At 66.4% G+C, this 26,006-nt stretch carries 29 protein-coding genes; 13 read left to right on the top strand and 16 right to left on the bottom strand.

Annotation, left to right across the window (positions count from 1 at the left end):
• Positions 1 to 150: 150 nt before the first annotated feature.
• Positions 151 to 1,326 carry a DcaP family trimeric outer membrane transporter gene (locus tag ACLD02_RS02560; RefSeq protein WP_203103769.1) on the top strand — a complete coding sequence of 392 codons (1,176 nt, stop codon included), beginning with the start codon at positions 151 to 153 and terminating at the stop codon, positions 1,324 to 1,326.
• 7 nt (positions 1,327 to 1,333) lie between these two features.
• Here the strand turns inward: ACLD02_RS02560 and ACLD02_RS02555 are convergent, their stop codons facing one another.
• Positions 1,334 to 2,227, bottom strand: a complete 894-nt coding sequence (locus ACLD02_RS02555) for a LysR substrate-binding domain-containing protein (protein WP_203103771.1) — start codon at positions 2,225 to 2,227, stop codon at positions 1,334 to 1,336.
• A gap of 111 nt (positions 2,228 to 2,338) precedes the next feature.
• On the opposite strand from ACLD02_RS02555, the gene ACLD02_RS02550 reads away from it, so the two are divergent.
• Together ACLD02_RS02550 and ACLD02_RS02545 are read left to right on the top strand one after the other, a co-directional pair.
• Positions 2,339 to 3,502 (top strand): YbfB/YjiJ family MFS transporter, encoded by a 1,164-nt coding sequence (locus ACLD02_RS02550; protein WP_203103773.1) that lies wholly within the window; start codon positions 2,339 to 2,341, stop codon positions 3,500 to 3,502.
• Between the two features lie 79 nt (positions 3,503 to 3,581).
• Entirely contained in the window at positions 3,582 to 5,201 is a 1,620-nt protein-coding gene (locus ACLD02_RS02545; protein ID WP_410297848.1) for a glucan biosynthesis protein, read from the top strand.
• Positions 5,202 to 5,483: 282 nt separating this feature from the next.
• Here the strand turns inward: ACLD02_RS02545 and ACLD02_RS02540 are convergent, their stop codons facing one another.
• From ACLD02_RS02540 to moaB, 5 genes are all read right to left on the bottom strand, one after another.
• Positions 5,484 to 6,452: an NAD(P)H-dependent flavin oxidoreductase gene (locus ACLD02_RS02540; protein WP_203103777.1), complete on the bottom strand. Its 969-nt coding sequence runs from the start codon at positions 6,450 to 6,452 to the stop codon at positions 5,484 to 5,486.
• Positions 6,453 to 6,638: 186 nt separating this feature from the next.
• A complete protein-coding gene (locus tag ACLD02_RS02535; RefSeq protein WP_410297847.1) occupies positions 6,639 to 7,271 on the bottom strand; it encodes a TetR/AcrR family transcriptional regulator in 633 nt (210 codons plus the stop codon).
• Between the two features lie 19 nt (positions 7,272 to 7,290).
• The gene (locus tag ACLD02_RS02530; protein ID WP_203103781.1) at positions 7,291 to 8,061 is read right to left on the bottom strand and encodes an SDR family oxidoreductase; all 771 of its coding nucleotides are present in this window, start codon (positions 8,059 to 8,061) and stop codon (positions 7,291 to 7,293) included.
• Between the two features lie 24 nt (positions 8,062 to 8,085).
• Complete coding sequence (gene glp, locus ACLD02_RS02525) at positions 8,086 to 9,303, bottom strand: gephyrin-like molybdotransferase Glp (protein WP_410297846.1); 1,218 nt, start codon at positions 9,301 to 9,303, stop codon at positions 8,086 to 8,088.
• A gap of 2 nt (positions 9,304 to 9,305) precedes the next feature.
• Positions 9,306 to 9,824, bottom strand: coding sequence for a molybdenum cofactor biosynthesis protein B (moaB, locus tag ACLD02_RS02520; RefSeq protein ID WP_410297845.1), 519 nt, complete (start codon positions 9,822 to 9,824; stop codon positions 9,306 to 9,308).
• A gap of 174 nt (positions 9,825 to 9,998) precedes the next feature.
• On the opposite strand from moaB, the gene ACLD02_RS02515 reads away from it, so the two are divergent.
• The 5 genes from ACLD02_RS02515 (at position 9,999) to ACLD02_RS02495 (ending at position 13,569) form a co-directional block, all read left to right on the top strand.
• Positions 9,999 to 11,375 (top strand): cytochrome P450, encoded by a 1,377-nt coding sequence (locus tag ACLD02_RS02515; protein WP_203103787.1) that lies wholly within the window; start codon positions 9,999 to 10,001, stop codon positions 11,373 to 11,375.
• A 347-nt stretch (positions 11,376 to 11,722) separates the two neighbouring features.
• Complete coding sequence (locus tag ACLD02_RS02510; protein WP_203103789.1) at positions 11,723 to 12,076, top strand: DMT family protein; 354 nt, start codon at positions 11,723 to 11,725, stop codon at positions 12,074 to 12,076.
• Positions 12,077 to 12,121: 45 nt separating this feature from the next.
• On the top strand, positions 12,122 to 12,400 hold the full coding sequence (locus ACLD02_RS02505) for a BPTI/Kunitz domain-containing protein (protein WP_202552878.1): 279 nt from the start codon (positions 12,122 to 12,124) through the stop codon (positions 12,398 to 12,400).
• Positions 12,397 to 12,732 (top strand): hypothetical protein, encoded by a 336-nt coding sequence (locus ACLD02_RS02500; RefSeq protein WP_203103791.1) that lies wholly within the window; start codon positions 12,397 to 12,399, stop codon positions 12,730 to 12,732. The genes ACLD02_RS02505 and ACLD02_RS02500 overlap by 4 nt, the downstream gene beginning before the upstream one ends.
• An 81-nt stretch (positions 12,733 to 12,813) precedes the next feature.
• Positions 12,814 to 13,569: a DUF2057 domain-containing protein gene (locus tag ACLD02_RS02495; RefSeq protein ID WP_410297844.1), complete on the top strand. Its 756-nt coding sequence runs from the start codon at positions 12,814 to 12,816 to the stop codon at positions 13,567 to 13,569.
• A gap of 93 nt (positions 13,570 to 13,662) precedes the next feature.
• Here ACLD02_RS02495 and ACLD02_RS02490 read toward each other — a convergent pair whose 3' ends face one another.
• Both ACLD02_RS02490 and ACLD02_RS02485 read right to left on the bottom strand, forming a co-directional pair.
• Positions 13,663 to 14,085, bottom strand: a complete 423-nt coding sequence (locus ACLD02_RS02490; protein WP_203103795.1) for a secondary thiamine-phosphate synthase enzyme YjbQ — start codon at positions 14,083 to 14,085, stop codon at positions 13,663 to 13,665.
• A gap of 17 nt (positions 14,086 to 14,102) precedes the next feature.
• A complete protein-coding gene (locus ACLD02_RS02485) occupies positions 14,103 to 15,062 on the bottom strand; it encodes a D-2-hydroxyacid dehydrogenase (RefSeq protein WP_410297843.1) in 960 nt (319 codons plus the stop codon).
• A 39-nt stretch (positions 15,063 to 15,101) separates the two neighbouring features.
• Here ACLD02_RS02485 and ACLD02_RS02480 point away from each other — a divergent pair, with 39 nt between their 5' ends.
• Entirely contained in the window at positions 15,102 to 15,764 is a 663-nt protein-coding gene (locus ACLD02_RS02480) for a DUF523 domain-containing protein (RefSeq protein WP_410297842.1), read from the top strand.
• A gap of 7 nt (positions 15,765 to 15,771) precedes the next feature.
• On the opposite strand, the gene ACLD02_RS02475 is transcribed toward ACLD02_RS02480, so the two are convergent.
• The gene (locus tag ACLD02_RS02475; protein WP_410297841.1) at positions 15,772 to 16,224 is read right to left on the bottom strand and encodes a DUF4112 domain-containing protein; all 453 of its coding nucleotides are present in this window, start codon (positions 16,222 to 16,224) and stop codon (positions 15,772 to 15,774) included.
• Between the two features lie 19 nt (positions 16,225 to 16,243).
• A complete protein-coding gene (gene speA, locus ACLD02_RS02470; protein WP_410297840.1) occupies positions 16,244 to 18,121 on the bottom strand; it encodes a biosynthetic arginine decarboxylase in 1,878 nt (625 codons plus the stop codon).
• A 133-nt stretch (positions 18,122 to 18,254) separates the two neighbouring features.
• Here speA and speE point away from each other — a divergent pair, with 133 nt between their 5' ends.
• Complete coding sequence (gene speE / locus ACLD02_RS02465; RefSeq protein WP_203103805.1) at positions 18,255 to 19,121, top strand: polyamine aminopropyltransferase; 867 nt, start codon at positions 18,255 to 18,257, stop codon at positions 19,119 to 19,121.
• A 78-nt stretch (positions 19,122 to 19,199) separates the two neighbouring features.
• On the opposite strand, the gene ACLD02_RS02460 is transcribed toward speE, so the two are convergent.
• Both ACLD02_RS02460 and ACLD02_RS02455 read right to left on the bottom strand, forming a co-directional pair.
• Positions 19,200 to 19,796: a 2-hydroxychromene-2-carboxylate isomerase gene (locus ACLD02_RS02460; protein WP_203103807.1), complete on the bottom strand. Its 597-nt coding sequence runs from the start codon at positions 19,794 to 19,796 to the stop codon at positions 19,200 to 19,202.
• Between the two features lie 23 nt (positions 19,797 to 19,819).
• Positions 19,820 to 20,545, bottom strand: coding sequence for an SDR family oxidoreductase (locus tag ACLD02_RS02455; protein WP_203103809.1), 726 nt, complete (start codon positions 20,543 to 20,545; stop codon positions 19,820 to 19,822).
• A gap of 100 nt (positions 20,546 to 20,645) precedes the next feature.
• On the opposite strand from ACLD02_RS02455, the gene ACLD02_RS02450 reads away from it, so the two are divergent.
• Positions 20,646 to 21,188, top strand: a complete 543-nt coding sequence (locus ACLD02_RS02450; protein WP_410297839.1) for a winged helix-turn-helix transcriptional regulator — start codon at positions 20,646 to 20,648, stop codon at positions 21,186 to 21,188.
• Positions 21,189 to 21,395: 207 nt separating this feature from the next.
• Here ACLD02_RS02450 and ACLD02_RS02445 read toward each other — a convergent pair whose 3' ends face one another.
• Positions 21,396 to 22,310 (bottom strand): LysR family transcriptional regulator, encoded by a 915-nt coding sequence (locus tag ACLD02_RS02445; RefSeq protein ID WP_203103813.1) that lies wholly within the window; start codon positions 22,308 to 22,310, stop codon positions 21,396 to 21,398.
• 88 nt (positions 22,311 to 22,398) lie between these two features.
• Here ACLD02_RS02445 and ACLD02_RS02440 point away from each other — a divergent pair, with 88 nt between their 5' ends.
• Positions 22,399 to 23,076, top strand: a complete 678-nt coding sequence (locus tag ACLD02_RS02440; RefSeq protein WP_410297838.1) for a histidine phosphatase family protein — start codon at positions 22,399 to 22,401, stop codon at positions 23,074 to 23,076.
• A gap of 22 nt (positions 23,077 to 23,098) precedes the next feature.
• Complete coding sequence (locus ACLD02_RS02435) at positions 23,099 to 23,851, top strand: SDR family oxidoreductase (protein WP_410297837.1); 753 nt, start codon at positions 23,099 to 23,101, stop codon at positions 23,849 to 23,851.
• 4 nt (positions 23,852 to 23,855) lie between these two features.
• On the opposite strand, the gene ACLD02_RS02430 is transcribed toward ACLD02_RS02435, so the two are convergent.
• From ACLD02_RS02430 to ACLD02_RS02420, 3 genes are read right to left on the bottom strand one after another with little or no spacing between them, the layout of a single operon-like run.
• Positions 23,856 to 24,698: an intermembrane transport protein PqiB gene (locus ACLD02_RS02430; protein WP_203103819.1), complete on the bottom strand. Its 843-nt coding sequence runs from the start codon at positions 24,696 to 24,698 to the stop codon at positions 23,856 to 23,858.
• Positions 24,676 to 25,182 carry a paraquat-inducible protein A gene (locus tag ACLD02_RS02425; RefSeq protein ID WP_203103821.1) on the bottom strand — a complete coding sequence of 169 codons (507 nt, stop codon included), beginning with the start codon at positions 25,180 to 25,182 and terminating at the stop codon, positions 24,676 to 24,678. Before ACLD02_RS02425 ends, ACLD02_RS02430 begins: the two co-directional genes overlap by 23 nt.
• Positions 25,166 to 25,807, bottom strand: a complete 642-nt coding sequence (locus ACLD02_RS02420) for a paraquat-inducible protein A (RefSeq protein ID WP_203103823.1) — start codon at positions 25,805 to 25,807, stop codon at positions 25,166 to 25,168. Before ACLD02_RS02420 ends, ACLD02_RS02425 begins: the two co-directional genes overlap by 17 nt.
• Positions 25,808 to 26,006 lie beyond the last annotated feature (199 nt).

Here is a 26,006-nt window from a genome sequence, read left to right as displayed (position 1 = left end):
AGAACACCCCGGCCCCCGCGCAGGCGGTTTGCAATCTCCGCAAAGACCTGTTTAGAATACATTTAAATGTCTTATAAAGATTACATATAAAACACCCATCCCTTCCAACAAACTGACAGCGGGTAGCCCGGCGTTACCCGAGGGGAACCCATGAAAATCATAACTTCGAAACAACTCTCGACTCTGTCACTGGGCGCCGTTTTCACCGCCCTCGCCGGCACCGCCCAGGCGGTGGAATTCAAGGCCGGCAACACCGATGTGGATCTGTATGGCTACGCCAAGCTGGATGTGATCTACGATCTCGACGCGGATCTCGGCAATGCGGTTCTGCGCAACCGCATTCCGCTCGACCATGAACCCGGCGCCGACGGGCACCTGACCATGCACGCCTTCGAAAGCCGGCTGGGGTTCACCACGTCCACCCTGATCGACGGCGATGTGTTGCGCACCGTGATCGAAACCGACTTCTACGGCGGCGGCGGCTTCGCCGACGGCGGTGGTGAATTGCGTTTGCGCCACGCCTACGGTGAATGGAAGGGTCTACTGGCCGGCCAGACCTGGACCAACTTCGGCAATGTGCTGAGCCTCTACGAGACCATCGACTTCAACCGCGACCTGGGCCAGGGCGGCGGCCGCCAGGCGCAGCTTCGCTACACCACCGGCCCGTTCTCGTTCTCCGTGGAAGACCCGAAAGGCACCGGCACCGGCCACGCCGGCGGCGAGGTGATCGCCGAGGACACCAACCAGTTCCGCTTCCCGGACCTGACCGCCCGTTACCAGAACACCGCCGGGCCGGTGCAATTCGCCACCGCGGCGCTGGTGCGCTTCCTGGAATATGACGCGGAAGGCGAGACCGTCAGCAACAGCGCCTGGAGCGACGACTCCGCCACGGGCTGGGGTGTGATGGCGGAAGCCCGCGCCCAGCTCACCGATACCCTCACCCTGCGTGGCTCGGTGACCCATGGTGACGGTATCGGCGGCTATCTGTATCTGAGCCCGGCGGCCCCGGGTTACGTCAGCAGCAGCGGCAAGCTGGAGACCATCGAGGGCACCGGCGGCGGCGTCAGCCTCAGCGCCAAGACCGGCCCGGGCCTGCTGACCCTGGCCTATGGCGTGGCCCAGGCCGACGTGGACGATGCCTACCGGGACGGCGCCATCGCCGGTACCGCCGACGAGCGCTACACCAGCGGCACCATCAACTATCTGTGGTCCACCAACCCCTACCTCACCTACGGCGTGGAAGCCGGCTACCACACGCGCGAGCAAGTGGATGGCCGGGAAGGCGACGCCGTGCGCCTGCAGGGCATGGTGCGTTTCAACTTCTGAGACGCCCTCAGCCCGCGTCCCGGATCGGCGTTTCGGCCCGATCCGGGGATGGCACCCCTTCCATGAATACCTCCAGGGCCCGGCTCCAGCTGGGCCGCTGCAGGGTGGCGATCACCGTGGTCACCTTGCCCCGGTCACCGGGCAACGCCAGAGTGTGCAGGTCGAAGCGGCGCCGATACTGACGCACCGTGGAAGCCGGCAGCAGCGCCAGCCCCATGCCCGCCCCCACGCAGCCGACGATGGCATCCAGGCTACCGAATTCATGAATGCGCGGCGCCGCCACCTTCATGTCCGCCAGCAGCACCTCGATGGTGGTGCGGTAGCCGCATCCTGGCCGGAACGCCAGAAACGGCGTACGCGCCAGCTCCGCCCGTCCGGGAAAGCTCTTCAGCGGGCGCCCGCTGACCAGCACCAGGCGCTCATGGAACACCGGGCGCAGGGCCAGATCGTCGCCGGCGTTCTCCGCCACCACGAAGGCGGCGTCCAGTTGCCCGGTCCGTACCTCCTCGATCAGTTCACCGGTGGTACCGGTGTGCAGGTGCACGCTGAGTTGCGGCCAGCGCTGGCTGAAGTCGGTGAGCAGGGGCGGCAAATGCACGGCGGCACTGGTTTCCATGCTGCCCAAACGCAACTCACCAAGGGGCTCGCCCCCGGGTTGGAAACGCGACAGGGCATCGTCGTGCAGTTCCACGATGCGCCGCGCATAGTGCAGTAACTGGCGCCCGGCCGGCGTGGCCACCACCGGATTGCGGCGTTCCAGCAGGCGTGCTCCCAGCTCCGTCTCCAGTTTCTTGATGTGGGCGGTGACGTTGGACTGAACCGTGTGCAGACGATCAGCGGCGGCGCTGAAGCTGCCGGAGTCCACCACGGCGCGGAAGATTTCCAGGGAACGTATCAGCATCGCCGGCCTCGGCTTCATTGGAAGTGATGAGTCCAATCTTAAAAAATCATTTCTAGTGATACCAGTGCTCTGCTTTACTGTCGCTTTGCATCGTCCCGGCTGGAGCTGCGTATGACCCGCGACCCTTCGCTTCCCTCCCCGATTCGCCTGGTGGTGATGGCCGGTTCGGCCACGCTGGTGGGCATCGGCCTGGGCCGCTTCGCCTATGCCGCCTTGCTGCCCGGAGTCATCAAGGCCGGCTGGCTGAGCGAGGCGGACGCCGGCTATGTGGGCGCCGCCAACCTGCTCGGCTACCTGGTGGGCGCGGTGGTCGCCGGTCGCGCCGGCCAGTGGCTGGGCCCGGGCCGCGTGATCCGCCTATCCGCCCTGCTGGTGGCGGTGGGCTTCGCCGCCAGCGCCTGGCCGGCGCCGGTGTGGTGGTTCAGCCTGTGGCGTTTCGTGGCCGGGGTCACCGGCGCCTTCCTGATGGTGCTGGCGCCATCGCTGATCGCCCAGCAACTGCCACTGTCCATGCGCAAGCGCGGCAGTACCTGGATCTTCGCCGGTGTCGGCCTGGGCGTGCTGTTCTCCGCCACCCTGGTGCCGCTGCTCATCGACAGCGGCCTGGAACGGGCCTGGCTGGGCCTGGCGCTGGTGTGCCTGCCACCGCTGTGGCTTCTGTGGCGGCAGTGGCCGCCCATGCCCACCGGCGAGGGCGCCGAGGCCGGCCCCGGCCAGGGCGCCGGGCTGCTGCTGGTGGCGGTCTATCTGGCCTACCTGCTGGACGCCGTGGGCTTCGTACCGCACACCGTGTTCTGGGTGGATTATCTGGAACGGCAACGGGATTTCAGTACCTGGGCCAGCGCCCTGCAATGGGGCGTGTTCGCCGTGGGCGCGATCAGCGGGCCTTTCCTGGCCGGTGCCGCCGCCCGCCACCTGGGCTGGCACCGCACCCTGATCGGCGCGCTCACCGTCAAGGGCGGCGCCGTGTTGCTGCCGGTGACGGTGGGCGGGCTCGCCGCGGTGACCCTGTCGTCCTATCTGGTGGGGGCGATGATCCCGGCCATGGTGTCCTCGGTGATGGGCCGCACCGCGGAGCTGGTGCCGCCGCGCCTGGCCACCCAGACCTGGGGCCGCGCCACCGCCCTGTTCGCCGTGGGGCAGGCCGGCGCCGCCTACGCCATGGCGGCGGCGTACGCCCACCACCCCGGGCCGCTGATCTTCCGCATCGGTGGCGCCACCCTGCTGGCCGCCGCCCTGTTGTTGCTGATTTCCGGTCTCCTCGCCCGTCGCTAGCCGTGTACCATCAGGAACCGGGGCCGGCGTCACCGGCTCCAACCTGCATGGACATCATGGAACGACAGCGGAGAACGGCATGGATCGACGCGACGTCTTGAAAGCCCTGGGGCTGTTCGGCACCGCCCTGCTACCGGCGGCGCCGGCCCTGGCCCGGGCCCTGGAGGCCCCCGGCGTGGGCCGCGAAGGCCGGGGCGAACCGTTCAGTTACGCCGGCCTCAAGGGTATGGCCCGGCACTTCGCCGGGCGCCCCTGGCGGGACCCGGCGAAAACCCTGCCCAAGGCGATCCGTGACCTGACCTGGGACCAGTACCAGGCACTGCGCTACCGGCCCGACCACGCTCTCTGGGCGGACCGCCCGGACGCCGACTTCCGCTTTCAGTTCTTCCACCTGGGCCTGCACTTCAAGACGCCGGTGAAGATTCACGAGATCGTCGACGGCGAGGCCCGGCCGATCCCCTACCGCACCGATCTGTTCGACTTCAGCGACAGTGACGTGGACCCGGCGGACCTGCCCGAGGGGCTCGGTTTCGCCGGCTTCCGCCTGCTCCATCACAGTGACTGGGAACGTGACGTGGCGGCTTTCCTGGGCGCCAGCTACTTCCGCGCCACCAGCGCCTCGCGCCAGTTCGGCCTGTCCGCCCGGGGCCTGGCGGTGAACACCGCCCTGCCGGAACCGGAGGAGTTTCCGGAATTCACCCATTTCTGGTTCGAGCATCTGCCCGACCCGGACCAGGTGCGGGTGTATGCCTTCCTGGATTCTCCCAGCGTCACCGGCGCCTACCGGTTCACCATCGCCCGGGAAAAAGGCGACCTGATCATGGACGTGGACGCGGCACTGTACCCGCGCCGGGCCATCGAACGCCTCGGCGTGGCGCCGCTGACCAGCATGTACCAGGTGGGTGAGAACAGCCGCCGGGTAGCCTGGGATTGGCGCCCGGAGATCCACGATTCCGACGGCCTTGGCATGCACACCGGCGGCGGCGAATGGCTCTGGCGCCCCCTGGTGAACCCGCCCCAACTGCGTTTTAACAGTTACAGCGATGACAACCCGCGCGGCTTCGGCTTGCTGCAACGCGACCAGGACTTCGATCATTATCAGGACGACGGCGTGTTCTACGAACGGCGCCCGAGTCTGTGGGTGGAACCCCGGGGCGATTGGGGCAAGGGCGCGGTGCAGTTGGTGGAGATCCCCACCCTGGACGAGACCTTCGACAATATCGTGGCGTTCTGGCGCCCGGAAGAGCCGGTGCAAGCGGGACGGGAATATCTGTTCGGCTACCGGCTGTCCTGGACCGGCCGGCCACCCCGCCCGCCCCTGGCCCGCTGCGTGGCCACCCGCACCGGCCTGGGCGGCGTAGTGGGACAACCCCGGGAGCACTTCAGCTGGCGCTTCGTGGTGGACTTCCGCGGCGGGCCGATCTCCGCCGGCGAACTGCCCGGCATGGGCGAGGTGGAGCCGGTGATCGACAGTAGCGCGGGCCGGGTGGAAATCACCTCGGCGCGGCCGCTGCACGAGATCGACGGCTACCGGGCCATGTTCGACCTGGTGCCGCCGGACGACGATCTCACGCCGATCAACCTGCGCCTGTTTCTCAAGCGCAAGAGCGACGGCGCGCCGCTCACCGAGACCTGGATTTACCAGTGGTCACCGCCGCCCATGGAGGAGCGCGATTTGCGCAACCCGGGGCACCTGTAACCGAAACGAAAGTACGTCGCGCCCTGAGCCGCTTAGCAGTGATCCTCGACGCCACCGGCTCTACGAAGCCGCCCCTCAACCCACCCTGGTTCATCGTTGTTCGCACCCGGAACGGTTCCGCCACCTCGAAGCGGAGCTGTGTGGGTGCCTTCCGGGACCCTTTTTGGCAGGGATGCCAAAAACGGGAGCGCCCAGGGACGGCTTGAGCGATCCCGGAAGGCACCCACACAGATCCGCGTCCCGGATAGAGACCTCCAGCACCGATGTAAAGCGCGATGAACCTTACATCTTGGCGCGAAGGGCTTCCTTGGCCGCTTCGTATTCGCGGGTCAGGCGCGCCACGTGCTCGGCGGCGGGCAGGATGTCGTCGACCACGCCGATGCCCTGGCCGCAGCCCCAGATGTCCTTCCAGGCCTTGGTCTTGCTGCCGCCGCCGGAGCCGAAGTTCATCTTCGAAGGATCGCTCTCCGGCAGATTCGCCGGGTCCATGCCGGCGTTGACGATGGACGGCGCCAGGTAGTTGCCGTGCACCCCGGTGAACAGGTTGCTGTAAACAATATCCGAAGCGCTGCTGTCCACGATCATCCGCTTGTAACCCTCCACCGCGTTGGCTTCCTTGGAGGCGATGAACATGGAGCCGATGTAGGCCAGATCCGCGCCCATCGCCTGGGCAGCGAGAATGGAAGCGCCATTGGCGATGGAACCGGACAGAGCGATGGGCCCCTCGAACCACTGGCGCAGTTCCTGGATCAAGGCGAACGGCGACAGCTGGCCGGCGTGACCGCCCGCCCCGGCGGCCACGGCGATCAAGCCGTCGGCGCCCTTCTCGATGGCCTTGCGGCCAAAGCGGTCGTTGATCACATCGTGCATGACCATGCCACCCCAACCGTGCACCGCCTTGTTGAGGTCTTCCCGGGCGCCCAGGGAAGTGATCACCATGGGCACCTTGTACTTCTCGCACAGGGCCAGGTCTTCTTCCAGGCGGTCATTGGTCTTGTGCACGATCTGGTTGACGGCGAACGGCGCGGACGGGGTATCCGGGTTGTCCCGGTCCCAGGCGGCCAGTTCCTCGGTGATGCGGTGCAGCCATTCGTCCAGCTGCGACACCGGCCGCGCGTTCAGCGACGGGAAGGAACCGACGATGCCGGCCTTGCACTGGGCGATCACCAGGTCCGGATTGGAAATAATGAACAGTGGGGAGGCGATCACCGGCAAACGCAGCCGGTCCGCCAAATGCGCGGGTAAAGCCATGTCGGACTCTCTCCAAGGGCAAATGGGTCCAATAATTTACGGCGTATACTTTATGCCGTAAAAGCGCGTCCCGGCAACCCCGGAAACGCTCCGAAGGTGACCTTTACGGTCAACGGGCTGGTGATTCTGGCCAGCACCCGATCGCGACTGAAGTCGCTCCTACAGTCATGAGCCGTAGGAGCGACTTCAGTCGCGATCACCATCGTCCCAGTAGGGCGGCAACACCCCCATGCCGGCGAACAGGGTGCGCATGGTGGTCTGGCGCAAAAAATCCACATCCATGTCAGGCCCCAGGGCTCCGCTTTGCTCCAGCACCACGGTGCCATGCATGGTGGCCCAGAACATATAACCGATCAGCTTGGCGTCACCGCGCACCAGGCCGGCGTCGATCATCTCCTGCACGTAACCGGCCATGCCCTCATTGGCCCGGGCATGGGCCTTGACCAGCTCGGGATAACGGTCCTCGTCGTCCTGGGTGTGCTCGAACAGCAATTGGTAGGTGTCCGGGAAGCGGCGCGCGAAATCCAGGTAGGCGGCGCCCGCCGCCCGGGCCTTGGCGCGGGCATCGCCGGCGGCGCGCACCGCCTGTTCCAGGTTCTCGGCGAACTGATTGAAGGCGGCGGCGCGCACCAGCGCCAGGATTTCGTCCTTATCGCGAAAATAACGGTATGGGGTCATCGGGCTGACACCCATTTCCGCGGCGATCTGGCGCATCGTCACGTTATCCGGCCCGCGCTCCAGAAACAGCCGGGTGGCGGCGTCACGAACCCGCTCGCGAAAAGCCGCCACCTCCTGTTCCGATTTCGGCTTCTTGGCCAAGGCGTGCTCCGTGAAGGGGTCAGCCGCGCCCGATAAAGGGCATGCGGGTGGCCATGATCGTCATGAACTGCACATTGGCGTCCAACGGCAGGGCCGCCATATGCACCACCGCCTCGGCCACATGGCTCACGTCCATGCGGTCCTCGACCAGAATCTCGCCATTGGCCTGGGGAATACCGCGCTTCATGGGCTCGGTCATCTCGGTGGCGGCGTTGCCAATATCGATCTGCCCGCAGGCGATCCGGTAGCGGCGACCGTCCAGGGAAGTGGCTTTGGTGAGGCCGGTCATGGCGTGCTTGGTGGCGGTGTAGGGCGCCGAATTGGGACGCGGTGATTGCGCGGAGATCGAGCCATTGTTGATGATGCGCCCGCCCATGGGGTCCTGGGCCTTCATGATGCGGAAGGCCTCCTGGGTGCAGTAGAAAGCACCGGACAGGTTGGTGTTCACCACCCGCTGCCACTGCGCCGGGGTCAACTCTTCCAGGGGCACCGGCGGTGCGCCGGTGCCGGCATTATTAAACAGCAGATCGAGCCTGCCCCAGGCGTCGACGGTGCGCTGGAACAGTGCTTTCACCTGCTCCGGATCACCCACGTCGGTGGCCACCGCCAGGGCCTGGTCGGCGTCCAGCCCGGCGTCCGCCAGGGTGCGCGCCAGGCGCTCGGCGTCACGGCCAGCGAAGGCCACCCGATAGCCGGCCCCCACCAGTGCCAGAGCGCAGGCCTTGCCAATGCCGGTGCCGGCACCGGTGACGATGGCCACCTTGCGCGCGGCGGGGTTCGATTCACTCATGACGAAATCCTTGTTGTTGTCACGTCAGGCCAGCAGGTCGGCGAAGCTGTAGTAGTCCAGCGGTTCACCGGCGGCCTGGCCGTGCCCCACCGGCGCCACCGCCAGACCGTCCGCCCATACCGCCGAGCTGAGCATGCCGGAGCTCTGGTTGGGATGCTTCTCCAGCACCGCGCCACCGTCGCGCGCCACGCGGCGCACGCGCAGGTATTCCTGGCGCGGGCCCGGTTTGACGGCGAAGTCCGCCGGCAGCCGGTAAGGTGCCGGCAGCACCGGCCCGGCGCCCAGACAGCGCCGCAGATAGGGCAACACCAGCATCAGGTAACAGACCAGCACCGCCGAGGGGTTACCCGGCAGGCCGAAGAAGGGCACGCCGGCGTCGCCCAGGCGACCGAAGGTAAACGGCTTGCCGGGCTTGATCGCGAGGCGCCAGAAATCCAGATCGCCACGTTCCTCGAGCACCGCCCGCAGGTGGTCCTCCTCGCCCACGGAAACGCCACCGCTGGCCATCACCAGATCCGGCGGATCGGCCAGCAACTGGTCCAGGGCCTCCCGGGTGCGCCCGCGATCATCCGGCAGCCACAGGGCGGTAACGTCCGGAAAGCCGCTGTCCGCCAGCAGGCTTTCCATCAGCGGGCCATTGCTGTTGTAGATCTTGCCCGGCGCCGGTGGCGCGCCGGCGGGCAGCAGCTCATCGCCGCTGCTCAGCACCACCACCCGGGGCCGGCGCACCGCCAGCTCCGACGCACCCACGGACGCGGCCAGGCCGATGACCCGGGCGGAAACCCGGGTGCCGGCGACCAGCACGGTGTCCCCTTCGCGGGCATCCTGGCCGGCGGGGCGGATGTTCTGGCCAGGTTGGGCCCGCGCCGCCGGTGGCGGCGTCACCGTGCCCTCGCCGAACTCGCAGTCTTCCTGCATCAGCACGGTATCGGCGCCGGCGGGTACCGGAGCGCCGGTGAAGATACGCGCCGCGCCGCCGGGGGCCAACTCACCGGGGGGATCACCGGCGGGCACCCGCAGGGTCACCGGCAGCGTCACCGAGCCGTCTCCCAGGTCGACGTGGCGCACGGCGATGCCATCCACCGCCGAATTGTCGTGGGGCGGCACCGTGACCCGGGCGGCCACCGGCTCCGCCAGCCAGCCGCCGCGAGCCTCGGCCAACGGCAGGCGTGCCACCCGACCCAGAGGACGGGCGCTGTCCAGCAGCCTGGCACGGGCTTCATCCACCGGCATCAAAGACATGATCAGACCTCGCGACGTACCAGGCCCGCGAAATTGCAGGGCCGGGTGCGACTGTCCAGTTGGTTGGCGATGATCTTGTCCCAACCGGTGGCGCAAGCGTTGTTGGAGCCGGGCAGGCAAAAGATCAGGGTGCGATTGGCGACCCCCGCCAGGCAGCGGGACTGGATGGTGGACGGGCCGATCTCGTCCAGGCTGACCTGGCGGAACAGTTCACCAAAGCCCAGCACTTCCTTGTCGAACAGCACGCCGAGCGCCTCCGGGGTGCTGTCCCGACCGGAAAACCCGGTGCCACCGGTGACCAGCACCACCTGCACCGCCGGGTCGGCGATCCAGGCGGAGACGACCCGGCGCAGTTGGTAAATATCGTCACGCACCAGGTCCCGGGCCACCATCTCGTGGCCGGCCTGACGGGCGCGGTCGGCGAGCAGATCGCCGGAGGTGTCGTTGTCCGGGGTGCGGGTGTCACTGACGGTGAGCACCGCCAGCGCCAGGGGCTGGAAGTCGGTGTCGTGATGAGCCATGGCGGTTTCCTCCTTTGCGGACCCGCGATGTTACCAGCGCCGTGGTCCGGCGGCATCCACGGCCCATCGTACCCGCCGGAACAGCACCGCTTGACCGCTGCCGACATCCCCTGGTCGAGGGGCACCGGCCCGATTACCTTGCCGGTATATACAGCCTGTTTATCGGAGTACGCCATGACATCCATGGAAGAAGCCCGGGCCCGCGCGGCCCTGCTGCCGCGCATGCCCCAGCGCGAACTGAGCCATATTCCCGGCGACTATGGCTGGCCGCTCCTGGGCCAGACCCTGGCCTTTCTGCGTGACTACCAGGGCCTGGTGCGCGAGCAGGCGGACCGTTACGGGCCGGTGCACAAGGGCAGCGTCATGTTCCAGCGTGGCGTCACCCTGCTGGGGCCCGAGGCCAACGAGTTCGTGCTGCGCGACAAGGAGCATGTGTTTTCCAGCCGCGCCGCCTGGAACCCGTTGCTGGAGCGGCTGTTCACCGACGGCCTGATGCTGCGCGATTTCGCTGACCACAAGTTCCACCGCCGCATCATGCAGCAGGCGTTCAAGAAGCCGGCCCTGGCCAGCTACCTGGAGCGCATGAATCCGCGCATCCGCGAGGGCGTGGCCGACTGGCCGGTGGGCGAGACCTTCACCTTCTTCGACCACATCAAGAGCCTGCTGCTGGACGTGGGCGCGCAAATCTTCCTGGGCCTGGACATGGGGCCCCGGGCGGAACGGGTGAACCAATCCTTCATCGACGCGGCGGACGCCTCCCTGGCGGTGCTGCGGGTGCCGATCCCGGGCACGCTGTGGTACCGGGGCCTGCGTGGCCGGCGTTTCCTGGAGGAGTTTATCGCCGGGTCGATCGCCGAGAAGCGCCGTTCTCGGTCCCCGGACTTCTTCAGCGAGCTGTGCAAGGCGGCGGAGGAGGAAGGCGGCCTCACCGATCAGGACGTGGCCAACCATATGATCTTTCTGTTGTTCGCCGCCCATGACACCACCACCAGCACGCTGTGTTCGCTGATCTATCTGCTCTGCCAGAACCCGGAATGGCAGCAGCGGCTGGCGGCGGAGATGGACCGGGTGGCGAAGGACATGGCCGGCGACCAGCCGGGCTACGAGGATCTGGAGAAGATGGTGGAGACCGGCTGGGTGTTCCGCGAGACCTTGCGGCTGCGACCGGCACTCACCACCTTCCCGCGCCGCACCGCCGAGGACGTGGAATTCCAGGGCTACCGGATTCCGCGTAATACGCTGGTGAACCTGTCGCCGCTGTTTACTCATTACATGCCCGAGTACTGGAGTGATCCGGAGCGCTTTGATCCGGAGCGCTTCAGCGACGCCCGGGCGGAGCACAAGCGCCACCATTTCCAGTGGATTCCGTTTGGCGGTGGCCACCATAAGTGCCTGGGGCTGAACTTCGCGGAGATCCAGACCAAGACCTTTCTGTTCCATTTCCTGCGCCGTTATCGGGTGGCGGTACGGGAGGGGTATGAGATGCCGGTGCAGTTGGTGCCGTTGGCGATGCCCAAGGATGGCTTGCCGGTGGAGATCGCCCGGCGTTGATTCTCCAGCGGGGGCGAGAAGGGCCGTGCCGGGGCCGGCCGGGACACGCGGCAAGTACATCCCTGTAGCTCGTTTCCGGCGTCCCTGCCTCCAACGGTCCCGGCCGGCCCCGGCACGGCCCTTCTCTCTCATGGAAAACATCACCGCCGGGTTGTTTGAGGTGGGGGGTGGCGGGGGTAGACTGTGGCCTTTTCCGGTGACGGTGTCGGGTTGGTTATGTCCGCCTTTTTCGTGAAGATTCTGCTGTCCCTGGCGGTGGTGCTGGGGGCGTTCGGGTTGTCGTCGTTGTTGCGCGGCGACGACTTGCCGTCGGACCGGAAACACTGCCGCTGACGCGGAGGCCCGCCATGAAGCCTGTTCTGACCACCCTGTGCCTGCTCACCCTGAGCAATGTGTTCATGACCTTCGCCTGGTACGGCCACCTGAAGAACATGGCCCACAAGCCCTGGATCGTGGCCGCGCTGGTGAGCTGGGGCATCGCCCTGTTCGAGTACCTGCTGCAGGTGCCCGCCAACCGTATCGGCCACCAGGTGCTCACGGTGGGTCAGCTCAAGATCACCCAGGAGGTGGTTACCCTGGCGGTGTTCGTGCCTTTTTCCCTGTTTTACCTGAAGGAGAAACTGAGCTGGGACTACCTGTGGGCGGGGCTCTGCCTGATGGGGGCGGTGTTCTTTCTGTTTCGCGGGCGCCTGATGGGTTAGGCCGGGCCTGCTATGATGGCCGGCGACATCCAAGGAGGAATGACCATGCGCATGTTGTTGATCGTGCTGGGCGGCGCTCTGGCGCTGGCCGGCTGCCAGAGTGGGCGCACCGCTCACCCGCTGCCGGAGGCCTGCTTCCAGGAACCGGACGCCGGCCAGTGCCGCGCGGCGGTGCCACGCTACTATTACAACGCGGAAACCGACCGCTGCGAGGAATTCACCTGGGGCGGCTGCGAGGGCAGCGTACCGTTCGAGACAATGGATAGCTGCATGGCAAGCTGTTACGCCCCGGCACCAAACCTGCAAGGGAAAGAAATGCCGTGAACGAGCAGAGCCGGCAATTGCTCAGGGTGGTCTATGCCCTGCTGCTGATCGGCTTGCTCACCGGTGGGGTAACCGCCCTGGTGGGGGCGGTGATCGCCCACCTGAACGCGCCGGAGGCGGGGGAGCCGGAACGCTCCCACTACCGCTTCCAGTACCGCACCTTCTGGATCGGCCTGCTTTATTACCTGATCGCCGGCATCACCACCCTGGCGCTGATCGGCTGGCTGCTGCTGGTGGTGATCGGCGTGTGGTGGCTGGTGCGCTGCATCCGCGGGCTACGCAGTCTGGGCCGGGGGCAGCCGCCGGCGAACCTGACCAGCTGGGGCTTCTGATCCGCCCCGTTATCGGATCAGTGTCATAAAATCGTTACCGGCCCCGCTCACACTGGCGGGTCCGCCAATCGGGAGACCAACATGGCTTTATTGCGTTCGTTCGTTTTGCTTCTGGGTTCGGCTCTGCTGCTGGCCGCCTGCGCCCGCAGTCCCGTGGTGCAGCTCTATGATGGCGCCCAGAAACCGGACGCCCAGGTTCTGACGGTGCGCGTGCCGTCCGACCTGGAGGTGTTCACCATCAATGGCCGTGAAATCGACGGCGTGAACACCTTCTTCAGCAGCGGCTACAAAGACCTCAAACTGACCCCCGGTCGCTACGAGATCGTTGCCTTCTACAAGCGCCTCTGGGATCTCGATCCGGACAATCACGAGGTGATGAAATCCGACCCCGCGAAGTTCGTGGTGGACGGTCAGGGCGGTGAGTTCTACCGGCTCGGCTTCAAGCGGCCGGAAGGCCCGGAGCAGGCCCGTGAGCTGGCCGACGACTTCTCCGGCTGGGTGGAGAACATGCAGACCGGCGAGAAGACTCCCTCCGAGGACAGCGGCCTGGTACTCAACCGTGGCCTGCTGGCGCCCATCACCGGCACCAATGTGGAAAGCGCCGCGTCCGCCAGCGTCGCGCCCCAGGGCGGTGGCGGCACCGATCAGCCGGTGCGCGCGCGGCCCCGCAAAGCCACCACCGTGGCACCGGAAAGCGAGCAGCCACAAGCCGCCGCCCCGGCTCCCGCCGCCGCGCAAGGCGCCCAGGGCGGCGGTTACCTGGACACCCTGAAAGCCCAGTGGAATCAGGCCACCCCGGAGGAACGCCGCCAGTTCCTGCAGTGGCTGTCCCGGTAAGAAGACGGCTGCAAGAACGGCTGCAGGAGCGACTTCAGTCGCGATCATCGACGCTTGGTATCGCGACTGGAGCGGAACGCCGCACAGTCGTTCCTACCGTTCGCCCTGCAGGGTGGCGACCACCCGCCGGCCACCGGCGTGGTCGCGGTGCTCGCACAGATAGATGCCCTGCCAGGTGCCCAACGCCGGGGCACCATCGCGAATCGGCACCGTCAGGCTCTCGCCGATCAGCACCGTCTTGATGTGCGCCGGCATGTCATCGGGCCCTTCCAGGGTGTGCTCATAATGGGGCGCGCGCTCCGGCACCATGACGTTGAAGTGCCGCTCCAGATCCCCGCGCACGTCCGGGTCCGCGTTCTCGTTGATGGCCAGGGACGCGGAGGTGTGCTGGATGAACAGATGCAGCAGGCCGACGCGCAGCTCGGCGATCTCCGGCATCTCCTCCAGCACCTCCCCGGTGACCAGATGGAAGCCCCGGGACCGGGGCGCCAGCCGTAGAATCCGTTGTTGCCACATACCTCGAACCTCCCCGCTCAGCCGTTCACCACGTTGATCGGCCGGCCCGCCTTCCAGGCGCGCAGGTTGGCGACCACGCCATCCAGCAACCGCTGGCGGGACTCGGTGCTGACCCAGGCACTGTGCGGCGTGATGATCAGGTTGGGCAGGTCATCGGCCAGCAGCGGGTGATCCGCCGGCGGCGGCTCCTGGCTGAGCACGTCCAGGGCGGCGCCGCCCAGGTGGCCGGAGCGCAACGCCTCGGCCAGGGCCGGCTCGTCCACCAAGCCGCCCCGGGCGGTGTTGATCAGCCCGGCACCCGCCTTCATGGCGGCCAGGAAATCCCGGTTCACCAGCTTGTCGGTGTGCTCGGTCAGCGGGCAATGCAGGCTGATCAGATCGGCTTCCGCCAGCAGTTGTTCCAGGGGCACCCGGGCCGGGTCCGGCACCGCGTCCGGGCGCATCGAACGGGCCACCAGCACGCGCATGCCAAACGCCTTGGCCAGTTCTTCCACGCGACCACCCAGGGCGCCATGGCCGATCAGCCCCAGGGTCTTGCCGCTGAGATCGAACACCGGGTAATCCATGCGGCAGAACATGGTGGAACGCGGCCACGCCTGGCGGGCGTCACGGTCGTACTGGTGCCAGCGGGTGGCCAGCCCCAGTGCCAGCGCCAGGGTGTGCTGGGCCACGGTTTCGGTGCCATAACCGCTGACGTTGCAGACCACCACGCCGCGCCGGCGGGCAGCGTCCAGGTCCACGTTGTTGGTGCCGGTGGCGGAGATGCCAATCAGCTTGAGATCCGGCGCCGCCGCCAGGGCCTCCTCGTCGATCACCACCTTGTTGGTGATCGCCACGGTGGCGCCATGCAAACGGTTTTTTACATCGTCAGGGCCGGTTTGCTCGTAGTATGTCCAGTGCGGCAGCTCGTTCTCCAGGGCGGAGAAATCCAGCTCCGTGGGCTTGAGGGTCTGACTGTCGAGAATGACACCTTTCATGAAACACTATCGCCGTTGGTTGGGACCGGGAGGTCTTCCATGCTACCGGATTTGCTGCGGCAAATGGGCTTCGAAACGCCCCGCCGCGACATCGACAAACCCGTGATCGGCGTGAGCGCCTGCCTGATGGGCGAGCCGGTGCGCCATGATGGCGATCACCGCCGGCATGCGCTGGTCCATGACCAGCTGGTGGCGCTGGTGCGGGTAACGCCGGTATGTCCGGAAGTGAGCATTGGCCTGCCGGTGCCGCGACCACCGATCCAGGTGGTGGAGTTAAACAACCAACGCCGGGTGCGCGGCGTGGCCGACCCCGACCAGGATTTTACCGAGGCCCTGAGCGAGCAGGCCGGGCGGCTGCCCGGGTCGCTCAGCGGTTTCGTACTGAAAAGCCGCTCGCCGAGTTGCGGACTGGGGACCACGCCGGTGCACGATACCCGGGGCTCCGCCCGGGGGCTGGGTGATGGCGCCTTCGCCAACGCCCTGGCGGCCCGCCACCCGCGCCTGCCGATGGCCAACGACTGTGATCTCGATGATCCCCTGTTCGCCCGAGCCTTCGTGTTGCGGGTGTTCTGCCATCATCACTGGCGCGCTGGCGGTAACGCCGCCCTGAGGATGCTGCGCCACCGCAGTGCCACCCTGGGCGAGCCGCTGCTGTCCGGTACCCGTCGTTTTCTGGACCGGCTGGCCCGGGCCACGCCCTGAGTTCCGTTCAGAGCAGCGCCGCGACCACGGCGGTGATGGCACCGAACAGAATCGACAGGCCCACCAGGGTAGCCCAGGGAAACGGCTTTTTCTCCTCGCGCCCCAGGTCACGCATCAGTTCCTTGCGCAGCAGCCGGGTATTACGGGTGTTGGCCTTGTAGATAGCGTCGAACGCATCGCCCACCACCGGCACCAGACCGCCCAGGAAATCAATCAGCATGTTGCGCACCATGCGCCTTTGAGTGGCGCCGCTGGCGCCGGCGCGCCGCGCTTCCACCAGCACGTACCCGGCCAGTACCAGCCCGGCAAGATCGCCGATGCCGGGAATCAGACCGATGATCGCTTCCGCGCCCAGCTCGAAGCGAGTGAATGGAATCCGGAGGCTGGAATCGGTGAAGCGGCTGAACCGGTCGAGCCGTTTCAGCACCGCTTCCTGGCGGGCTTTGCGTTGTTCATCCATGGTGTGTTTCCCCGGTGGGTTATTCCAGATAGGTGTAGCCGGCCAGGCCGTCACGGATCTCGCCCAGGAATCGCTGGCGCTCGTCGTCGCGAAGCTGGGACTGATGGCAGCGCTCTTCCAGGGTGCCGAGCAACCGTTCCGGATCGAAGTTCACGTAACGCAGAACCGAACTGACGGTGTCGCCTTGAATGGCATGGGTCAGCTCGATGCCCCCCTGGTCGTTGAGGTTCACGTCCACGGAATCCGTGTCGCCGAACAGGTTATGCATGTCGCCGAGAATTTCCTGGTAGGCACCGACCATGAAGATCGCCAGGTGGCCGTTGAGGGTTTCCGGCAGCGGCAGGCTGGCCTCCACGCCCTCGCCGTCCACGTACTGATCAATACGGCCGTCGGAATCACAGGTGATGTCCTGCAGCACGCCGCGACGGGTGGCGGGCTGGTCCAGGCCGGACAGCGGCAGCACCGGGAACACCTGATCGATGCCCCACACATCCGGCACCGACTGGAACACGGAGAAATTGACGAACAGTTTGTCGGCGAGCAGCTCGTTGAGGCGATCGAGCAGTTCGCGCTGCTGACGGCGACGCGGATCGAGTCGCCCGCGCAGCGCCAGCAGGCCATTCATGTAAAGCTGCTCACCGACGGCGCGACCACGGATATCCAGCTCGCCATTGAGATAGCGCCGGTGCAGGTCCTGCCAGGCGCCCAGCAACTCCGGATGAATCTCCAGCAAATTGACGCCGCCACCTTCCAGCAGACGGTTCAACCGCCACAGCTCGTGCAGCTCCACGCAATCGTCATCGCCGGGCGCCGCCACCGACACCGGCGCCTGGCGTTCCTCGTCGGTGATATTGAGCAGCAGCACCGCGTGGTGAGCGGTGAGCGCGCGCCCGGATTCGGAGATCAGATGCGGCTCGGGCAGACCGTGGCGCGCGCATTGTTCGGACAGCGTCTGAACGATGTGCCAGGCATAGTCCGCCAGGTTGTAGTTCATGGAGCAGTAGGAACGCGAGTGGGTACCTTCGTAATCCACCCCCAGACCGCCGCCCACGTCCACCGTGTCCAAAGCCGCGCCCAGGCCGCGCAGCTCGGTGTAATAGCGGGCAGCCTCACGCATGCCCGCCTTGATGTCCTGGATGTTGGCGATCTGCGAGCCGAGGTGGAAGTGCAGCATGCGCAGGCAATCCAGCTTGCCGGCCCGGCGACAGTGCTCGACCGCCTCGATCAGTTGTGGCGCGCTCAGGCCAAACTTGGATTTCTCGCCGCCGGTGTTCTGCCAGTTGCCCTTGCCGATGCTCATCAGCCGCACGCGCAGGCCGATGCGCGGCGCCACTTCCAGGGCCGCCGCCTCGCTCAGCAGCATGGGCAGCTCGGACAGTTTCTCCACCACGATCTGCACCTGCAGCCCAAGCTTCTCGCCCATCAACGCCAGGCGCAGGTACTCGCGGTCCTTGTAACCATTGCAAACCACGGTGTCGCCCGGGTTGGACAGTGCCAGTACCGCCAGCAACTCGGGCTTGGAGCCGGCCTCAAGGCCAATGCGCTCGCCTTCATCCCGGGCGCGCAGGATCTCGTGCACCACCCGGCGCTGCTGGTTTACCTTGATCGGGTAGACCGGGGTGTAATGCCCCCCGTAACCCTGGGCCTGGATGGCGTCGCGGAAGGCTCCGGAGAGGCGCCGTACCCGGTCGCGCAGAATGCCTGAGAAACGGGCCAGCACCGGAGTACGCAGGCCGGCGGCGCGGCACGCCGCCAGTACCGCTTCCAGGGTGGCCTCACCGCCGACCTCGCCTTTCGGCCGCACCCGCAGGTGGCCATCCGCGCCGATCCGGAAATAGCCATCGCCCCAGCGATCCACGTTATAGATGGCATCGAACGGGGTGGGCGTGTCGGTCATGGTCGCTTCCTTCAAGGGCGGCGGTGGTATTGGCGGTGTCGTTGCGGGCATTATGCCTGCACGCACGGTGGCAAATCATCCATGCCACCGTACAATGCCGACCCTGTTTCCCTTCACGCTGTGGATTCCCGTTATGGCTACCCAAGACGACAACTGGTTCATCGAGCATTTCGACTCCGCCGGCACCGCCTTCGGCCTGCGTCTCAAGCGCAAGCTCGAAGAGGCGAAGACGCCCTACCAGCACATCGAGATGTGGGACACCGAGACCTTCGGCTACCTGATGACCATCGACGGGGCCACCATGCTCACCACCCGGGACAACTTTCTCTACCACGAGATGATGGCTCACCCGGCCCTGTTCAGCCACGCCGGCGCCACCAGCGTGCTGATCATCGGTGGCGGTGATTGCGGCACCCTGCGCGAGGTATTGCGCCACGACGGCGTGGCCAAGGCGATCCAGATCGACATCGACGAACAGGTGACCCGCTTCTCCGAGAAATATTTCCCGGAGCTGTGCGAGTCCAATGACGACCCGCGCGCCGAGCTGCGCTTCGAGGACGGCGTCAAGTTCATGCAGGAGTGCGAGGAAGGCCGCTTCGACGTGATCATCGTCGATTCCACCGACCCGGTGGGCCCGGCGGAAGGGCTGTTCAAGGCGGAGTTCTTCCAGCACTGCCATCGTGCCCTGGCCGAGGGCGGCGTGCTGGTGCAGCAGTCCGAATCACCGCTGCTGCACAGCGACACCATCATCCGCGACCTGCACGCCAACATGCGCGAGGCCGGCTTCAGCCACACCCGCACCCTGCCGTTCCCGCAACCGGTCTACCCCAGCGGCTGGTGGAGCTGCACCCTGGCGGGCAAGAACCATGACGTGGGCGGGTTCCGCCAGAGCGACGCCACCGGCAAGGGCTTCGCCACCAAGTATTACAGCGCCGACATCCACAAGGCGGCGCTGGTTCTACCACCGTTCATGCAGGATGCCCTGTCGGATCTCGACTGAGGTGGAAAGATATCGCGGCTGAAGCCGCTCCCGCCGCGTTCCGGTGGCGTTCGTGCCAAAACCCACGGTAGGAGCGGCTCACACCGGCTCGCCGTTCAGATGCGCTTCGACGAAATCCAGCCGGTCCTGGCCGAAATACATTTCCTCCTCCACGAAGAAGGTGGGCGCGCCGAACACGCCGCGCGTCACCGCCTCCTCGGTGGTGGCCTTAAGCGCCTCCTTCACCTCGACGTCCTGGGCCCGGGCCGCCCAGTACTCCGCGTCCAGGCCGGCCTCGGCCAGGGTCGCCGCCAGTGCCGCCGGGTCGGCCAGATCCCGCTCGCGGCGCCACATCCCCTCGAACAGGGCGCTCAGCATGCCGTCCCGGTGTTCCGTGTCGAGCGCCGCCGTGGCCAGCCGCATGCTCATCAGCGTATTGACCGGAAAGTGCGGATTCATGGTCAGGGTGACGCCGTAGCGGCGCGCGAAGCGCTGCATGTCATGGTGTGTATAACGGCCCTTGGCCGGTACCGCTGCCGGCGACGCGTTGCCCGTGGCCTTGAAAACACCGCCCAGCAGCATCGGCCGGTAGCGGATCACGGCGCCGGTGCGCTCGGCGAGCGCCGGCAGTTGCGTCCAGGCCAGGTAGGAGGCGGGGCTGCCCACGTCGAAGAAGAATTCCAGGGTCTCGGTCATGATCGGGCCTCGTATCGGCGGGGTCAGAAGGTTTCCATCCAGGGCCGCAGATCCAGCTCATGGGTCCAGGCGTCCCGGGGCTGGCAATGCAGCATCCAGTACTGGTCGGCGATGTGTTCCGGATCAAGGATGCCGTCGCGGTCCTTGAGGGCGTAGCGGTCGGGAAAGTTGTCGCGGATAAAAGCGGTGTCGATGGCGCCGTCGATCACCGGATGGGCCACATGAATGCCTTCCGGCCCCAGCTCCCGGGCCAGGCTCTGGGCCAGCGCCCGCAACGCGAACTTGGCGCCGGCGAAGGCGCTGAAACCGGCGCCGCCGCGCAGGGAAGCGGTGGCCCCGGTGAAAATCAGCGTTCCCTTTTGCCGGGGCACCATCACCCGGGCCGCCTCCCGACCGGCCAGGAAGCCGGCGAAGGCGGCCATCTCCCAAACCTTGCGGTAGACCCGGGCGGTGGTATCGCGGATGGGAAAATTCACGTTGGCGCCAATATTGAACACCACCGCCTCCAGGGGCCCCACCTCCTCTTCCACGGTATCGAACAGGGTTACCATCGCCTGCTCGTCCCGGGCATCGCACCCGAAGGCCCGGGCGCGCCCGCCGTCGCTCTCGATCCGCTCCACCAACGGCCTCAGCGCCGCCTCGCGGCGACGGGTGACACAGGCGGTGTAGCCCTCCCGGGCAAAGCGGCGGGCAATGGCGCCACCGGTGGCATCACCGGCACCGATCACCAGCATGGCGGCCTGGCTCATGGTGTTGTCCTCACGGTTGTTTTGGCACCGGATAGTGGGTTCTTTTTCAGAACCTGTCAATTCGCTAAACTGGGCACCCCTATTCGAGGCTGGAGGCCACGTGCGCTGGCAAGACCTGAACCAAGAACCCTGCTCCCTGGCCCGCGCCCTGGCCGTGATCGGCGACCGCTGGACACTGATGGTGCTACGCGATTGCTTTCTGGGGGTGCGCCGTTTCGACCATTTTCAGGAACGCCTGGGCGTGACCCGCCATGTGCTCAGCGATCGGCTGCGCAAGCTGGTCCACCAGGGCGTGCTGGAAAAGGCCGCCTATCAGGAGCGTCCCCGTCGCGAGGAATACCGGCTTACCGACATGGGGCGGGCGCTGCACCCGGTCATCGTGCACCTGGTACAGTGGGGTGATCGCTATCTGGCGGACGAACGCGGCGCACCGCTGCTCCATGAGCACCGGACGTGCGGACACCGCCTGGAAGCCAGGCTGACCTGCGGCGCATGCGGCGAACCGGTCGCCCCCCGCGACGTTCGCGTGCGTCAGAACCCGGCGTTCACGGACACCCTATTGCCCGCGCCGGAAACCGGCGGAGGCGCTAACCGCCCACCATCACCGCCAGAGCGCATGCCACCACGCCAAGAATCAGAATAAGCGCGACGCGACGTCCCACCGTATTCCAATCCACCAACGCCAATTCCTTGAAAAGGCTCATTTTGGGTCCCCCCCGGGATCTCTTACTCATTTTTTGCACAACCAAAATGTGACACATATCACACTTTGATCCTGCGCCGGAGGGGCGGGCCACGCAATACGGCGAAGGCGTGACGGGGACGTGAAGAGCGGTACGTATATTTACGGTCAGGCTTGCAGAGCCTGCTGCTCGGCGAGCATCGCCATGACCCGCTGGCGCAACCAGGAATGCCCGGGATCGGCACTCTGGTCGCGGTGCCAGTACAAGTGCAATTCAAGGCCCGGAACGTCGGCGGGCAATGGCTCCAGGTGACTGCCCGGCGGCGCCAGCAGCCGCGCCAGCAGGCCGGGAAGCGTCAGTAAAAGGTCTGACCCCATTACCGTGGCCAGCGCGGCCATGTGATGCTGGCAACGTAACCGTATGTTGCGGCGATAACCGAGCCGGGAAAGGCCGAAATCCTCCATCCCCGGACCTTCCCGCCGCGATGAAACCAGCACGTGCTGGGCGGCCAGATAAGCCGGCAAATCAAGTCGCCCGGCCAGCGGATGACCAGGGCGCATGAGTACCACCAGCGGGCCGCTGACCACCGGCCGATGCTCAACGGATTCCGGCAGCGGCAGCAGAACATCGGCGGCCAGGTCCAGACGGCCACTGGCCAGTTCGGTGGCCAGTTGCCGGCGAGGCACCGTCATCGACTGCAGCTTGACCCCCGGAGCCTCATCCACCAGCCCGGCGATCAGCGGCGGCAACAGGCACCCCTCCAGACCGTCGCGCAACCCCAGCACGAAGGTGCGTTCCGCCTCCGCCACGTCGAAACCACCTTCGTCGCTGAGGCAGCGCTGCAGGCCGCCCAACGCGTGGCGCACCGGCGTGACCATGGCGCGGGCCCGGCTGGTGGGCACCATGCGCGCGCCCTGGCGCACGAAAAGCGGGTCCTGGAGCCGCTCTCGCAGCCGGCCAAGCGCATGGCTCACCGCCGGCTGGGTAAGGTTGAGCACCCGCGCCGCCCGGGTCAGGGAGCCTTCCGTATAGATGGCGTCGAAGACCACGAACAGGTTCAGGTCAAAGCGCGATACATGCATCCGATTTATCCGCGATTATTTTCAAGATTCATTCGATTTATTCAAAACCGCTCCCTAGCATGAGGTCAAGCAGTGTGCAGGAGCTCTCATGCCCGTCATTTACCTGATACGTCACGGCCAGGCCAGCTTCGGCGCCGCGAATTACGATGCCCTGTCCGACCATGGCTGGGAACAGAGCCGGGTGCTGGGCCGGCATCTGCGTGAACAGAACCTGGGCGCCCCCCGGGTGCTGTGCGGCGCCATGCAGCGCCACCGGGAAACCGCCGAGGCGGCCTTGCAGGCCCTTGGCCTGCCGACGGAATGGCACACCGACGCCGGCTTCAACGAGTATGATCACCAGAGCCTGATGCGGGTGCACTGGCCGGAATCCCAGGACCGCGCCGTCCTGGCCCGCTGGATGAGCGAACAGCCGCAACCCCGCCGCGCCTTCCAGGCCCGCTTCGAGGAAGCCCTGAGACGCTGGCAGCGCGGCGAGGACGACTACCCGGAAAGCTGGCCGGCGTTCCGCGAACGGGTGCTGGCCTCGCTATACAGCCTGGCCAACGGCCTGGAAAGTGGCGACAGCGCCCTGGTATTCACTTCCGGCGGCGCCATCAGCGTGGCCATCCAGCACCTGCTGGAACTGGACGAAGAGGCGCTGATCACCTTCAATCGGGGTTTGGTGAACACCAGTGTCACCCGGCTGCTGGTGAACACCGGGCGCCTGCGCCTGGCGACCCTCAATGAGCATTTACACCTGAGCGGTGATTTGCTCACCTATCGGTAATCGCCGCGCCAAGGAATCGCCCATGACCACCCGCAACAACATCCTGATTACCGGTGCCAGCTCCGGCCTGGGCGCCGGCATGGCCCGGCTGTTCGCCGCCCAGGGCCGTAACCTGGCGCTGTGCGCCCGGCGGCTGGACCGCCTGGAAGCCTTGAAAGCCGAATTGGAAAGCATCAATCCGTCGATCTCCGTGCGTATCAAGCCCCTGGACGTGAACGACTACGACCAGGTATTCCAGGTGTTTCATGACTTCAAGGAAGAAATGGGTCAACTGGACCGCATCATCGTCAACGCGGGCCTGGGCAAGGGGCAGCCACTGGGCACCGGCGCCTTCCACGCCAACCGCCAGACCGCCGAGACCAATTTCGTGGCCGCCCTGGCGCAGTGCGAGGCGGCCATGGAGATTTTCCGCGCCCAGAACGCCGGCCATCTGGTGGTGATGTCCTCGATGAGCGCCATGCGCGGCATGCGCAAGAACATCAACACCTACGCGGCCACCAAGGCCGGGGTCGCCAGCCTGGCGGAAGGGTTGCGCATGGAGATGCTGGGCAAACCGATCAGAATCAGCACCATCTATCCCGGCTATATCCGCTCGGAGATCAACGAGAAAGTGGAGAAAGCGCCGTTCATGGTCGATACGGAAACCGGCTGCAAGGCCCTGGTGGCGGCCATCGACAGGGAGCCCGCCAAGGCCTGCGTGCCGTCCTGGCCCTGGGCGCCCCTGGGGTTGGCGATGCGCATTCTGCCTCTGTCCATGGTGCGCCGGCTGACCTGACCGGCTACTGCCAGCCCAGCACCGGCGCCCATTCCCGCCACTCGTCCTCGGCTTCCCTGTATAACTCGAAACGACGCCCGGCGCCGGCCAGGGGGCCGGCCTCGTCGGGGGTGGCGAAGCTGACACCGCCGCGCAGCAGATTCTCCAGCGAACTGGCGCGGATGTCGGCGCCACTGAACAAGCCGAAATCCACATCCAACCCGGAACTGTTCCAGAACCGGGAGTTGGTGCGCACCAGCTTGGCGTAACGCGGTTTGATCACCACTTCGATTTCCACGTGGCGGGCATCCCGGGCCAGCTTGCTTTCGCCGATGGTGCCCACCGGCAGATCCCGGTAGAACACCTTCCGGCCCTGCTTCAACGAGCCCAGGGTGTCCGCCACCAGGGTCAGCTTGAGGCCGGATTCCGGCTGCTGCTCCGGCGGCGCCGACAACCCCTTGAAGCGGGTGGCCGGCTCACCGTCGCCGGGTTTCACGGCGATGTACTTGCCTTCCACCAGGGTATCCAGGTTGCGCGCGCCGGCCACGCCGATTTCCGGCTCCACGATCCAGAAGCGGCTGTTCTCCCGGGCCAGTTCCCTGGCGTCCTGGTTGAGGCTGGCGTGCACCTCCACCTGCTTGAGATCGTCACTGAGGCGAATCTCGTCCACCTTACCCACCGGCACGCCCCGATACTTCACCGGCACCCCGGTTTTCAGGCCGCCACCATTGGCGAAGGTGATCACCACCTGGCGATCGCTGCTGAGGAATTCCTGATACAGCAGCCAGCCGGCCAGCACGATACTGATCAAGGGCACCAGCCAGATTGGCGAGGGCCAGCGGCTGCTACGGGTTTGCACCGTTTCCATGGTCGGGGTCCCAGAGTTGCGAAGTGGAAAAAACATGCGCGGACAGCATGGTCAGCACCACCGCCAGCGCGAAGGCGGTAATACCCGGCTCCGCGCTGGCGGTGGCCAGCTTGCCGAAGCGCATCAACCCGGCGAGCAACGCCACCACGAACACGTCCAGCATCGACCAGCGGCCAATCCAGTAAACCAGACGATAAGCACGGATCGCCGCCCGTGGGGACGGGTGCGCCGGCGTGCGCCAGTACACCACCGCCAGCACCAGAATCTTGAGAATCGGGATCAGCAGGCTGGCGGTGAACACCACCAACGCCAGCACCGGCATGCCCGACTGCACCAGCCGCACCACGCCATCGGCGATGGTGCCGGACTGCTCACGGCCAATGCTCTCGAAGGTCATGATCGGCAACAGATTGGCGGGCACCAGCCAAACCGCGGCGGCGCCAAGCAGGGCCCAGGCGGCCAGCCGTCTAGAGGCGGGCGGCATCACCGGCCTCCGCGTCCCGTTGTTCAAGAATACGATCCAGCACCGCCGGGTCCGCCAGCCCTTCCGCCACCCAGCGCGCCACCACCAGGCCCAGCAGGAAGAACAGGCCGGTACCGAGCCGCAGGCTGGTGTTTTCACCCAGTTCCGTGGTGGCGATCAACGCGCCAAGCAGGAAGATCTCCGGCATCGCCCACTCCCGCCCCTGGCGGTACCACCACAACCAGCGGCGCGGCCGGCCTCCGGCGTGAAGCCGGGCCATGGCCACCAGCAGCGCGGTCATCTGCGCCGCCGGCATCACCACCAGAGTGCCCAGTACCACCGCGGCCACCAGGCCGTACCGATCACCGAACAACGCCGCCGCGCTGGACAGCACGGTCACCGAGCCGGCGGCGCCAAACTGGTCCACGTAAACCAGCGGCAAGCTGATCGCCGGCAGCCACAGCACCAGGGCGGTGGCCGCCAACGCGATCACCGCCTGGGCTCGCAAGCGGTGCTGCGAGCCCAGGCGGGCGCCGCAGCGCGGGCAATACCAATGGCCCCGGTCGGCGCCGGGCCGCGCCAGACGCAGGTGGCAATCATGGCATACCACCGCCGGGCCGGAGGGCCGGGAGAGTGAGTCGGACATGAACTCACTCTAGCAGCCCGCTCCGGCCACTCCAGGCACGGAACGTAACCAGGGGGTAAAAGAGCGCAAAAAGATCACCTGGGTGCGGCGCCGGATATTCGCGAAGAACGCGGAAGCGTGGTGCAGGAGCGACTTTAGTCGCGATCAGCGGCGGTGCCCTTTTCATCGCGACTGAAGTCGCTCCTACGGCAATACCAGC

The sequence above is a fragment of the Alloalcanivorax sp. C16-2 genome, assembly GCF_046507615.1.
Classification (GTDB): domain Bacteria; phylum Pseudomonadota; class Gammaproteobacteria; order Pseudomonadales; family Alcanivoracaceae; genus Alloalcanivorax; species Alloalcanivorax marinus_A.
This window is presented reverse-complemented; position numbering and strand designations above follow the sequence as displayed.

Coding starts and splice junctions, on each gene's coding strand:
- ACLD02_RS02430 (WP_203103819.1), bottom strand. CDS start 24,698: ATGGAAACGGTGCAAACCCGTAGCAGCCGCTGGCCCTCGCCAATCTGG.
- ACLD02_RS02445 (WP_203103813.1), bottom strand. CDS start 22,310: ATGCATGTATCGCGCTTTGACCTGAACCTGTTCGTGGTCTTCGACGCC.
- speE (WP_203103805.1), top strand. CDS start 18,255: ATGGCTACCCAAGACGACAACTGGTTCATCGAGCATTTCGACTCCGCC.
- ACLD02_RS02555 (WP_203103771.1), bottom strand. CDS start 2,227: ATGCTGATACGTTCCCTGGAAATCTTCCGCGCCGTGGTGGACTCCGGC.
- ACLD02_RS02460 (WP_203103807.1), bottom strand. CDS start 19,796: ATGACCGAGACCCTGGAATTCTTCTTCGACGTGGGCAGCCCCGCCTCC.
- ACLD02_RS02480 (WP_410297842.1), top strand. CDS start 15,102: ATGCTACCGGATTTGCTGCGGCAAATGGGCTTCGAAACGCCCCGCCGC.
- ACLD02_RS02425 (WP_203103821.1), bottom strand. CDS start 25,182: ATGCCGCCCGCCTCTAGACGGCTGGCCGCCTGGGCCCTGCTTGGCGCC.
- glp (WP_410297846.1), bottom strand. CDS start 9,303: ATGTCTTTGATGCCGGTGGATGAAGCCCGTGCCAGGCTGCTGGACAGC.
- ACLD02_RS02420 (WP_203103823.1), bottom strand. CDS start 25,807: ATGTCCGACTCACTCTCCCGGCCCTCCGGCCCGGCGGTGGTATGCCAT.
- ACLD02_RS02550 (WP_203103773.1), top strand. CDS start 2,339: ATGACCCGCGACCCTTCGCTTCCCTCCCCGATTCGCCTGGTGGTGATG.
- ACLD02_RS02530 (WP_203103781.1), bottom strand. CDS start 8,061: ATGAGTGAATCGAACCCCGCCGCGCGCAAGGTGGCCATCGTCACCGGT.
- ACLD02_RS02510 (WP_203103789.1), top strand. CDS start 11,723: ATGAAGCCTGTTCTGACCACCCTGTGCCTGCTCACCCTGAGCAATGTG.
- ACLD02_RS02475 (WP_410297841.1), bottom strand. CDS start 16,224: ATGGATGAACAACGCAAAGCCCGCCAGGAAGCGGTGCTGAAACGGCTC.
- ACLD02_RS02540 (WP_203103777.1), bottom strand. CDS start 6,452: ATGGCTTTACCCGCGCATTTGGCGGACCGGCTGCGTTTGCCGGTGATC.
- ACLD02_RS02515 (WP_203103787.1), top strand. CDS start 9,999: ATGACATCCATGGAAGAAGCCCGGGCCCGCGCGGCCCTGCTGCCGCGC.
- ACLD02_RS02495 (WP_410297844.1), top strand. CDS start 12,814: ATGGCTTTATTGCGTTCGTTCGTTTTGCTTCTGGGTTCGGCTCTGCTG.
- moaB (WP_410297845.1), bottom strand. CDS start 9,824: ATGGCTCATCACGACACCGACTTCCAGCCCCTGGCGCTGGCGGTGCTC.
- ACLD02_RS02560 (WP_203103769.1), top strand. CDS start 151: ATGAAAATCATAACTTCGAAACAACTCTCGACTCTGTCACTGGGCGCC.
- ACLD02_RS02455 (WP_203103809.1), bottom strand. CDS start 20,545: ATGAGCCAGGCCGCCATGCTGGTGATCGGTGCCGGTGATGCCACCGGT.
- speA (WP_410297840.1), bottom strand. CDS start 18,121: ATGACCGACACGCCCACCCCGTTCGATGCCATCTATAACGTGGATCGC.
- ACLD02_RS02545 (WP_410297848.1), top strand. CDS start 3,582: ATGGATCGACGCGACGTCTTGAAAGCCCTGGGGCTGTTCGGCACCGCC.
- ACLD02_RS02435 (WP_410297837.1), top strand. CDS start 23,099: ATGACCACCCGCAACAACATCCTGATTACCGGTGCCAGCTCCGGCCTG.
- ACLD02_RS02490 (WP_203103795.1), bottom strand. CDS start 14,085: ATGTGGCAACAACGGATTCTACGGCTGGCGCCCCGGTCCCGGGGCTTC.
- ACLD02_RS02440 (WP_410297838.1), top strand. CDS start 22,399: ATGCCCGTCATTTACCTGATACGTCACGGCCAGGCCAGCTTCGGCGCC.
- ACLD02_RS02485 (WP_410297843.1), bottom strand. CDS start 15,062: ATGAAAGGTGTCATTCTCGACAGTCAGACCCTCAAGCCCACGGAGCTG.
- ACLD02_RS02505 (WP_202552878.1), top strand. CDS start 12,122: ATGCGCATGTTGTTGATCGTGCTGGGCGGCGCTCTGGCGCTGGCCGGC.